Origin of the sequence: Streptomyces ossamyceticus (assembly GCF_001418475.1) — a bacterium.
Taxonomy (GTDB): Bacteria; Actinomycetota; Actinomycetes; order Streptomycetales; family Streptomycetaceae; genus Streptomyces; species Streptomyces ossamyceticus.
Genome location: NZ_LIQX01000148.1, coordinates 18,297 through 27,678, shown reverse-complemented (window position 1 = coordinate 27,678; position 9,382 = coordinate 18,297). Strand labels below are relative to the sequence as shown.

Below are 9,382 nucleotides of genomic sequence, written 5' to 3'. Positions count from 1 at the left end.
CCCGTGGGCCACCCCCGTGGCGCTTCCCCCCACGTGTGCGTCAACCACCGACATGTACGTGGCGTGCTGACGCCCGGTACCGCGAGCGCACCCCCGCCCGCTCACGGCACCGGACTTCTCCGTGTTCCGGATGACGTCGTGGAGACGCGTGACAACTGCGCTAGTGCTGGTGCTGTGCAGCGTGTTCATCTCGCGCCCCCCGTCGTGGAGTTCCGGTCCCTCACCCCGCTTCGGCGCTCGACCGCCGCGGTGCTTCTTGCCTGTGCCGAAAAGATTGCCGGGCCACTTTCATGGCCGTGTCCGCCGACTGTCACAGACCTGTCACAGGGGTCGGCCCCAGGGAAGACACAGCGCGCTCACAGAGAAGAGTCGTACGACTACGCGAACGGCACGATCGTGTGCGGGTGTCGCGTGGGAGCGCTTCAACGGTCGATTCGTGGCCATGCCATGGGCCAGAATGAGCCCGTGCCTTCCCTGTTGCTGATCGAGGACGACGACGCCATCCGCACGGCCCTGGAGCTCTCACTGACGCGCCAGGGGCACCGTGTCGCCACCGCCGCCACCGGCGAGGATGGTCTCAAGCTGCTGCGCGAACAGCGGCCGGATCTGATCGTTTTGGACGTGATGCTGCCCGGCATCGACGGCTTCGAGGTGTGCCGTCGTATCCGGCGCACCGACCAGCTGCCGATCATCCTGCTGACCGCCCGGAGCGACGACATCGACGTCGTGGTGGGCCTGGAGTCCGGTGCGGACGACTACGTGGTCAAGCCCGTGCAGGGGCGCGTGCTGGACGCCCGTATCCGCGCGGTGCTGCGGCGCGGTGAGCGCGAGGCCAATGACGCGGCGACCTTCGGCAGCCTCGTCATCGACCGCGCGGCCATGACCGTGACGAAGAACGGCGAGGACCTCCAGCTGACGCCGACCGAGCTGCGGCTGCTGCTGGAGCTGAGCCGGCGCCCCGGACAGGCCCTGTCCCGGCAGCAGTTGCTGCGCCTGGTGTGGGAGCACGACTACCTGGGCGACTCCCGGCTGGTCGACGCGTGCGTCCAGCGGCTGCGCGCGAAGGTCGAGGACGTGCCGTCGTCGCCGACCCTGATCCGTACGGTCCGTGGTGTGGGCTACCGGCTGGACGTTCCTCAGTGACGAAGGCTCGAGGGGGGATCCGCGGCTGGTCCGCGACGCGTACGAAGGTCCAGTCCCGGATTCGTTTCACCAGCCTGCGGCTGCGCCTGGTGGTGGTGTTCGGGCTGGTGGCGCTCACGGCCGCCGTGTCGGCGTCCGGTATCGCGTACTGGCTCAACCGGGAGGCCGTACAGAGCCGGGCGCAGGACGCGGCGCTGAACGACTTCGAGCGTGAGCTGCAGAGCCATGTGAGCACGCTCCGCCCGAACCCCTCCCAGGACCAACTGCGGATCGCCGCGCGCAAGATGGCCGACGGCGGTGAGCGCTTCGGTGTGCTCCTCCTCGACGAGGACGCCTCCGGCAGGACCGTGTCGGGTTCCTCGACCGACAACGCGCTGAACGGCTTCTCCCTCGACGACGTGCCCGCGTCCCTGCAGAAGGCCGTCAACAAGCGGCAGAAGATCACCTCCGGGAACCAGGACCCGTACCACGTGTACTGGCAGCGGGTCATCGACGGCGACACCCCGTATCTGGTGGGCGGCGCGAAGATGATCGGCGGCGGCCCGACCGCCTATATGCGCAAGTCGCTGGAGAAGGAGGCCGAGGACCTCAACTCGCTGGCCTGGTCACTGGGGATCGCGACGGGTCTGTCGCTGATCGGCTCGGCACTGCTCGCGCAGGCCGCCGCGACGACCGTGCTGAAGCCGGTGCAGCGCCTCGGGGTGGCCGCCCGGCGGCTCGGCGAGGGCAAGCTCGACACCCGGCTGCGTGTCTCCGGCACGGACGAACTGGCCGATCTCTCACGGACCTTCAACCTCGCGGCGGAGTCGCTGGAGAAGAAGGTCGACGACATGAGCGCCCGCGAGGAGGCGTCCCGCCGCTTCGTCGCCGACATGTCGCACGAACTCCGTACACCGCTGACGGCGATCACCGCCGTCACGGAGGTGCTGGAGGAGGAGTTGGACGCGGAGACCGGCAGCGTCGACCCGATGATCGAGCCCGCCGTACGGCTCGTGGTGAGCGAGACCCGGCGCCTGAACGACCTCGTCGAGAACCTGATGGAGGTGACCCGCTTCGACGCGGGCACGGCCCGGCTGGTCCTCGACGACGTGGACATCGCCGACCAGATCACCGCCTGCATCGACGCCCGCGCCTGGCTGGACGCGGTGGACCTGGACGCCGAGCGCGGCATCATGGCCAACCTCGACCCGCGCCGCCTGGACGTGATCCTCGCCAACCTCATCGGCAACGCCCTCAAGCACGGCGGTTCGCCGGTGCGGGTCTCGGTGCACCTGGAGGGCGAGGACCTGCTGATCCGGGTGCGGGACCACGGGCCCGGCATCCCCGAGGACGTCCTCCCGCACGTGTTCGACCGCTTCTACAAGGCGAGCGCCTCCCGTCCGCGCTCCGAGGGCAGCGGCCTCGGCCTGTCCATCGCCCTGGAGAACGCCCACATCCACGGCGGCGGGATCACCGCCGCCAACTCCCCCGAGGGAGGCGCGGTCTTCACCCTCCGCCTGCCCAGGGACGCCGCCTCGCTGATCGCACGAGAACGCGACGGGGACCAGGGCGACAGCGGCACGGAGGACACCGAGGGGGGCGGGCAGTGACGATACGAGAGGTACCGGCGAGAGACACACGGGTGCGGCGGATGCGGACGCGGGAGCGACAGGGGCGGGCCGCGCGGGCGCGGGGCGTACAGATCCTGGCCGCGGGCGGGGTGCTCACCGGGCTGCTGGCGGGCTGCGGGATCCGGGCCACCCAGGTGCCGACGGACTTCGGTCCCGCGCCCTCGATGGTGCCCTGCGAGTCGTCGATGACGGACCTCGCGACGCAGGCCGGCCCGTCGGGGATGCCCGTCGAGGTGTTCCTGCTCTGTTCCGGGGCGCTCGTCCGGGTCGACCGTTCGGTGCGGGTCGCCGACGGCACGGACGAGGCGAAGCGGCGCGTGGTCGTCGCCCAGGGGCTCCTGAAGGCCCTGGGCGAGACACCGTCGGGCGTGGAGGACGAGGCCGGCTACCGCACGGCCGTGCCGCCCGGGATCACGGTGACCGGCCCGCGGCCGGGTGACCCCGACGACACCCTGCGGCTGTCCACCGCCCCCGACGCCCTGCCCAAGTACGCCCTCGCGCAGATCGTGTGCACCTTCGCGGACACGGCGGCGACCGGCGACAACGGCTCGGTCGTTCTGGGCAGCACCAGCGCCGACGCGCTGCGCCGCTACGAGTGCACCGCGGACGTCCAGTCGGATCCGGGGGCGGGGATACCGCCCTCGACGGAGGTCTCGGGTTCCTGACGCCTTTCCGCCGCCTCGGGGCCACCGGAAAAATCGAGCGGAACCGATCGCGCCGGAGGGCGCGTCTTGGGGGGCGTGCAGCGTCAAGGTACGAGCGGCGGTAGTGCCGCGGTCCGTGTTCGTGCGGCGGGGGGTGTCCTCCTCGCCGCACATCTCGCGGTCGTTGCCTGGATCACGCTGCGTCCGCTGGACGTCACCTGGGTGAGTCCGACCAACATGCGGCCCTTCGCGGGGATCAGAGCGGATCTGGCGCTGGGCTGGCCGGAGGCGGCCCTGCGGATCGGCGAGGGGCTGGCGCTGCTGGCACCGCTGGGTGTGCTGCTGCCGCTGGTGCACGGCCGGCTGTCGGTGTCGCCGGTCGCCTCGCTGGCCCGGTCGGTCGCGGCCGGAGCGCTGCTCTCGCTGGCGGTCGAGCTGTTGCAGACCGGGGTGCCGGGCCAGGTCGTGGACATCGACTCGATCCTGCTGAACGCGGTCGGTGTGGGCCTCGCCCATGTCGCCGTCGTCCCGGCGGCCAGGGCCGCGCTCCGTCGCAGGGTGGACAGCCGGGTGCCGACGGACCTCCGCCGTGAGGAGCATCCTCAGGGTCGGACCCCGACGATTCCCAGGGTCGAGATGGCTCCGTAGAGGGACGCTTCGTCCGCTTCGTCACCGTAGCGTCGATGGTGTGGAAAAGAGAGCGGCGGCCACCAGGAGGCCCCCGCCCCCACCGTCGGCCCACGGCCGGCGTCCTACGCTGACGAAGGAGCCCTCATGAGCCGCCTTGCCCGCCCCGCGGAAGGCCGGATGATCGGCGGAGTGTGCGCAGCGCTGGCCCGGCGCTTCGGCACCTCCGCGACCACGATGCGTGTGCTGTTCCTCGCGTCGTGTCTGCTTCCGGGCCCGCAGTTCCTGCTCTACATAGCCCTGTGGATCCTGTTCCCGTCCGAGGGGAAGGCCCGCACGGCGTGGTGACACATCTCCGCCGGCCACGCCGATGGGGCGCACCCTCGCCGGGTGCGCCCCATCGGTGTACGAGTGAAGCGGTCCGCTCAGGCGCCGCCGAGGGGCAGGCCGTTCACGCCGAGGCGCTTGGTAGGCAGGGTCTTGCCGGCGGGGAGGCCGCCCAGCAGCCCGCCGCCGGGGCCGGTCGGCCCCTCGGCGAGGACGTTGGCGACGGCGGGGTGCGCCGACTCCAGACCCGCGCCGAGCGCACGCTGCCCCTGAGTGACGGCGCCGGCGCCACCCGGCAGCGCCTTCGACACGTTCTCCACGGGCAGCGACTGGGCGACGGTGCCCACGGCCTGGGAGGCGTCGGGAGCGGCCGGCATGCTCGGGGCGGCGTTCGCGGCGCCCGCGCCCGCAGCGGCGATGGCGGCACCGAGGGCGGCGACGCCGAGGGTCTTGGCAGCAGACTGCTTCATGTTGAATGCGTCCTTGGAATGCGTTCGACGGGTGGTGAGCGGTGCCGAAACGTAAACACCAAAGTCCCGCCGGTGGCAAACATCGAAAAGCAGCCGTGTCGCCCTCCACGCGACCGCTCACGGAATCGATATTCGACGCTATTCGTCGACAGAACCACTGGTGGAGGCCGTTTGACGGAACAGCCATTCGGATTTCAACTCGGCATATCCGGGCTTGATCACATCATTGATCATGGCCAGTCGTTCATCGAAAGGAATGAATGCCGACTTCATGGCGTTGACCGAGAACCACTGCATGTCGTCGAGCGTGTAACCGAAGGCCTCGACCAGGTACTCGAATTCACGGCTCATGCTGGTGTGGGACATCAGCCGGTTGTCGGTGTTGACCGTGGCACGGAAGTGCAGTCGGCGCAGCAGCCCGATGGGGTGCTCGGCGTACGAACGGGCGGCGCCCGTCTGAAGGTTGGAGCTGGGGCACAGCTCCAGCGGGATCCGCTTGTCGCGGACGTAGGAGGCGAGCCGGCCGAGCTTCACCGAGCCGTCCTCGTGGACCTGGATGTCGTCGATGATGCGGACGCCGTGGCCGAGCCGGTCGGCGCCGCACCACTGCAACGCCTGCCAGATGGAGGGCAGCCCGAAGGCCTCCCCGGCATGGATGGTGAAGTGGTTGTTCTCGCGCTTGAGGTACTCGAAGGCGTCGAGGTGCCGGGTGGGCGGGTAGCCGGCCTCCGCGCCGGCGATGTCGAAGCCGGCGACGCCCAGGTCGCGGTAGCGGTTGGCGAGTTCGGCGATCTCCAGGGCGCGGGCGGCGTGCCGCATGGCGGTGAGCAGGGCGCCGACGCGGATGCGGCGACCTGCCTCCCTGGCCCGGCGCTCGCCCTCGCGGAAGCCCTCGTTGACGGCCTCGACGACCTCTTCGAGGCTCAGGCCGCCGTCGAGATGCTGCTCGGGGGCGTAGCGGACCTCGGCGTAGACGACACCGTCCTCGGCGAGGTCCTCGGCGCACTCGGCGGCGACCCGGACGAGCGCGTCGCGGGTCTGCATGACAGCGACGGTATGCGAGAAGGTCTCCAGGTACCGCTCCAGGGAACCGGAGTCGGCGGCCTCGCGGAACCAGACGCCGAGCCGGTCGGGGTCGGTCTCCGGCAGCCGGGAGGTGTAGCCGGCGGCGTCGGCGAGTTCGACGACGGTGCCGGGGCGGAGCCCGCCGTCGAGGTGGTCGTGCAGCAGAACCTTGGGCGCCCGGCGGATCTGGTCCGAGTCCGGGGTGGTTCCGGTCCGGTCAGTCTGGTTCGTCATTTTCGCACCATATCGCCTACGCGCGTAGAGCACCTGTCGGGAGGTGGCGTCGATACCCAACGGTGACCCGCAGGACGGGTGGCGTACACCATCTCTTCTGACACTGTTCTGTCATGGCGCAGCAAGCAATGCCGGTACGGACGCCCCGACTTGGGCGGACGTTCGGCCCGGAGCCCAGCACGGTCGGCGCGGTGGTCCTGCTTCTCCCGGCCGGCGACGAGGCTTCCCTCCGCAGACCCTCCCCCATGGTCGCCACCGCCTCCGTACGTGCCCTGGGGCGCCGGCTGGTCCGCGCGGGACGTGACGAGGGTCTGGCGGCCCATGTCGTGCACTACCGCCACCGCGGCTGGAACGGCACGGAGGCGCGGCTCGCACGGGACGCCGAGTGGGCCGCGGACGAGGTGGTCCGGCGGTACGGGGACGTGCCGGTGTGCCTGGTGGGGCTGCACATGGGGGCGCGCGCCGCGCTGCACGCCGGGGGGCACGACGCCGTCAACTCCGTGCTGGCGATCGCTCCCTGGCTGCCCGAGGAGGACGCGGCGGCGACGCCCGAACCGGTGAAACAGCTCGCCGGTCGGCGGGTGCTGATCGTGCACGGCACGAACGACGAACGGGTCGACCCCGAGCTGTCGTTCCGGTTCGCCGCGCGCGCGAAGAAGACGAACCCCGACATCTGCCGGTTCGAGGTGCACGCGGACCGGCACGGGCTGACGCAGTACCGCGACGAGGTGCACGCGCTCGCCTCGGACTTCGTGATGGGTGTGCTGTTCGGGCGGGCGTTCGCGCGCCCCGTGGAGGACGCGCTCGCCGCGCCGCCGCCGCTGGGCCTGCGCATGCCGCTGGCCTCCGGCTTCGGGGCGGCCCGCTCCCGGTGGGGCGGCTGAGCTCCTCCCGCACGCGATCAGTCGTGCAGGAGACGGCCCTTCCTCGACAGCAGGAACTTCTTGAAGGCGGCCACCGGGGGTGTGTCCGGGTGGCCGGCCAGCCAGGCCACGCCGATCTCCCGGGCCGCTCGGGGTGCGGTGACCGTCAGTTCCACGACGCCCGGCCTCGGGACGGCCGGCGGGGGCAGCAGGGCGACGCCCAGGCCCGCGGCGACGAGGCCGCGCAGTGTCTCGGCCTCCTCGCCCTCGAACGCGATACGGGGCTTGAAGCCCGCCTGTTTGCAGAGGTCGTCGGTGATGCGCCGCATGCCGTAGCCGGGTTCGAGGGTGACGAACGTTTCGTCGGCGGCCTCGGCGAGGCGGACGCGTTTGCGGGCGGCGAGGCGGTGGTCGGCGGGGACGACGAGGCGGAGCTTCTGCTCGTCCAGGCGGCGGGCGACGAGGTCGGGGGCGTCCGGGACGGGTGAGGTGAGGCAGAGGTCGAGTTCGCCCGCGCGCAGGCGCTCGATCATGGCCTCGCCGTAGTTCTGGACGAGGCTGAAGCGGACGCGGGGGTGCTCGGCGCGGAAGGCATGGAGGAGGCCGGGGACCGTCTCGGCGCCCATGGTGTGCAGGAAGCCGAAGGCGACCTTGCCGGTGGCCGGGTCGGCGTCGGCGCGCACCTCGTCGGCGGCCCGCTCGATCTCGGCGAGGGCGCGTTCCACGGAGGCGTGGAAGGTGCGGCCCGCATGGGTGAGGGACACCGTGCGGCCGCGGCGGGCGAACAGGTCGACGCCCAGGTCCTGTTCGAGCCGGACCATGGCCCGCGACAGGGTCGACTGCGGGACCTGCATCTCCTGCGCGGCCCGGGTGACGTGCTCGGTGCGGGCGACACCGGCGAAGTAGGCGAGGCGGGGGGCGAGCCGCAGGACGATGTCCTCGATGTCTTCTGTGTCACCGGACGGTGACAGCCGGGGCTCTGACCTTTGCTGATGCATCACGGGAACGATTATGGGGGTTCCATGCATTGGACGGATGAATAACGGCGTACGTAGTTTCGAGGCATGCCTTCCGCCAGTACCGAGGCGTCCACCACCGTGGGCGCCGTCCCAGTCGTCCCCCGCACGCCGTCCGTCCCCACCGCCCGTGAGGCCGCCGATTCCCGTGTGGCGCCGGGAGGTCCCGGCTACCGCCGGATGAGCCTGGCGCTGTTCCTCGCGGGAGTCGCCACCTTCGCCCTCCTCTACTCCACGCAGGCCCTGCTGCCGCTGATCTCGACCGACTTCGGGGGCACGGCGAGCGCGGCGAGCTGGACGGTCTCGGCGGCGACCGGTGCGCTGGCGCTGTTCGTGCTGCCGATGAGCGCGCTGTCGGAGCGGTTCGGGCGGCGCGCGGTGATGACGGCGTCGCTGGCGGTCGCGGTCACGGTCGGGCTGCTGATCCCCTTCGCGCCCTCGCTGGGCGCGCTGGTGGTGCTGCGCGCCGTGCAGGGCGCGGCGCTGGCCGGGGTGCCGGCCTCGGCGACCGCCTATCTCGCCGAGGAGGTCCGCCCCAAGGCCCTCGTCACCGCGATCGGTCTGTTCGTCGCCGGCAACAGCGTCGGCGGTATGAGCGGACGGATCGTGACCGGCTGGGTCGCGCAGGAGTGGGGCTGGCGGGTCGCGCTCGGTGTGCTCGGCCTGATCGCGGTGGGGTGCGCGGTGGCCTTTCGTCTGCTGCTGCCCGCGCCGAGGCACTTCGTGGCGGGGTCGCTGCGGCCGGCGGTGCTGGCTCGCACGGTCCGTTCGCACCTCGGCGACCCGCTGCTGCGGCGGCTGTACGCCATCGGCGCGCTCTTCATGACCGTCTTCGGCGCCGTGTACACGGTCATCGGCTACCGGCTGACCGACAGCCCGTTCTCGCTGCCGCAGGGGGTCATCGGGTCGATCTTCCTGGTGTACCTGGTCGGCACGGTGTCCGCCTCCACCGCGGGGAAGCTGGTGGCACGGCTGGGTCGGCGGGGCGCGCTGTACCTGGCGGGCGGTACGACGACCGCCGGTCTGCTGGTCTCGCTGTCCGGTTCGCTGCCGCTGGTGCTGATCGGGCTGGTGCTGATCACCGCCGGGTTCTTCGCCGGGCACGCGGTGGCGTCGTCGGCGGTCAGCCACACGGCGAAGGAGGGCCGGGCGCAGGCGTCCGCGCTCTACCAGTCGGCCTACTACGTGGGGTCCAGCGCGGGCAGCACGCTCGGCGCGATGGCGTTCCACGCGGGCGGCTGGCTCGGGACCGTGTCCATGGGGCTGCTGGCCGTGCTGGGCGTCGTGGCGATCACCGTGGTGGGGTCGCGTGCGGCTCGTGTGCAGCGGAGGCTCGCCACCGTCTGACGTCCCCTCCACCCCGTTCCACCACTCCCCGCTGAC

10 protein-coding genes and 1 pseudogene are annotated in these 9,382 nt (G+C 71.4%); 7 read left to right on the top strand and 4 right to left on the bottom strand.

What is annotated here, in order from left to right:
• A pseudogene (locus AOK15_RS46715) lies at positions 1 to 189 on the bottom strand (SigE family RNA polymerase sigma factor); the annotation flags it as partial.
• Between the two features lie 276 nt (positions 190 to 465).
• Between AOK15_RS46715 and afsQ1 the strand changes: the two are divergent.
• The 5 genes from afsQ1 to AOK15_RS12635 all read left to right on the top strand — a co-directional run bounded on the left by afsQ1 (position 466) and on the right by AOK15_RS12635 (position 4,372).
• Positions 466 to 1,143: a two-component system response regulator AfsQ1 gene (gene afsQ1 / locus AOK15_RS12655; protein WP_055515961.1), complete on the top strand. Its 678-nt coding sequence runs from the start codon at positions 466 to 468 to the stop codon at positions 1,141 to 1,143.
• A complete protein-coding gene (locus tag AOK15_RS12650) occupies positions 1,140 to 2,732 on the top strand; it encodes a sensor histidine kinase (protein WP_055515959.1) in 1,593 nt (530 codons plus the stop codon). The genes afsQ1 and AOK15_RS12650 overlap by 4 nt, the downstream gene beginning before the upstream one ends.
• A gap of 41 nt (positions 2,733 to 2,773) precedes the next feature.
• On the top strand, positions 2,774 to 3,418 hold the full coding sequence (locus AOK15_RS12645) for a hypothetical protein (RefSeq protein WP_055515957.1): 645 nt from the start codon (positions 2,774 to 2,776) through the stop codon (positions 3,416 to 3,418).
• A 75-nt stretch (positions 3,419 to 3,493) separates the two neighbouring features.
• Positions 3,494 to 4,045 (top strand): VanZ family protein, encoded by a 552-nt coding sequence (locus AOK15_RS12640; RefSeq protein ID WP_055515956.1) that lies wholly within the window; start codon positions 3,494 to 3,496, stop codon positions 4,043 to 4,045.
• 126 nt (positions 4,046 to 4,171) lie between these two features.
• Positions 4,172 to 4,372: a PspC domain-containing protein gene (locus tag AOK15_RS12635; RefSeq protein ID WP_055515954.1), complete on the top strand. Its 201-nt coding sequence runs from the start codon at positions 4,172 to 4,174 to the stop codon at positions 4,370 to 4,372.
• A gap of 77 nt (positions 4,373 to 4,449) precedes the next feature.
• Here AOK15_RS12635 and AOK15_RS12630 read toward each other — a convergent pair whose 3' ends face one another.
• Positions 4,450 to 4,821 (bottom strand): hypothetical protein, encoded by a 372-nt coding sequence (locus AOK15_RS12630; RefSeq protein ID WP_055515952.1) that lies wholly within the window; start codon positions 4,819 to 4,821, stop codon positions 4,450 to 4,452.
• 138 nt (positions 4,822 to 4,959) lie between these two features.
• The gene (locus AOK15_RS12625) at positions 4,960 to 6,120 is read right to left on the bottom strand and encodes an adenosine deaminase (RefSeq protein ID WP_055515950.1); all 1,161 of its coding nucleotides are present in this window, start codon (positions 6,118 to 6,120) and stop codon (positions 4,960 to 4,962) included.
• Between the two features lie 113 nt (positions 6,121 to 6,233).
• Between AOK15_RS12625 and AOK15_RS12620 the strand changes: the two genes are divergently transcribed.
• The gene (locus AOK15_RS12620; protein ID WP_055515948.1) at positions 6,234 to 7,004 is read left to right on the top strand and encodes a prolyl oligopeptidase family serine peptidase; all 771 of its coding nucleotides are present in this window, start codon (positions 6,234 to 6,236) and stop codon (positions 7,002 to 7,004) included.
• Positions 7,005 to 7,021: 17 nt separating this feature from the next.
• Here the strand turns inward: AOK15_RS12620 and AOK15_RS12615 are convergent, their stop codons facing one another.
• The gene (locus AOK15_RS12615; RefSeq protein ID WP_185093591.1) at positions 7,022 to 7,984 is read right to left on the bottom strand and encodes a LysR family transcriptional regulator; all 963 of its coding nucleotides are present in this window, start codon (positions 7,982 to 7,984) and stop codon (positions 7,022 to 7,024) included.
• 63 nt (positions 7,985 to 8,047) lie between these two features.
• On the opposite strand from AOK15_RS12615, the gene AOK15_RS12610 reads away from it, so the two are divergent.
• Complete coding sequence (locus AOK15_RS12610) at positions 8,048 to 9,346, top strand: MFS transporter (RefSeq protein ID WP_055515943.1); 1,299 nt, start codon at positions 8,048 to 8,050, stop codon at positions 9,344 to 9,346.
• The last annotated feature ends 36 nt before the right edge of the window (positions 9,347 to 9,382 follow it).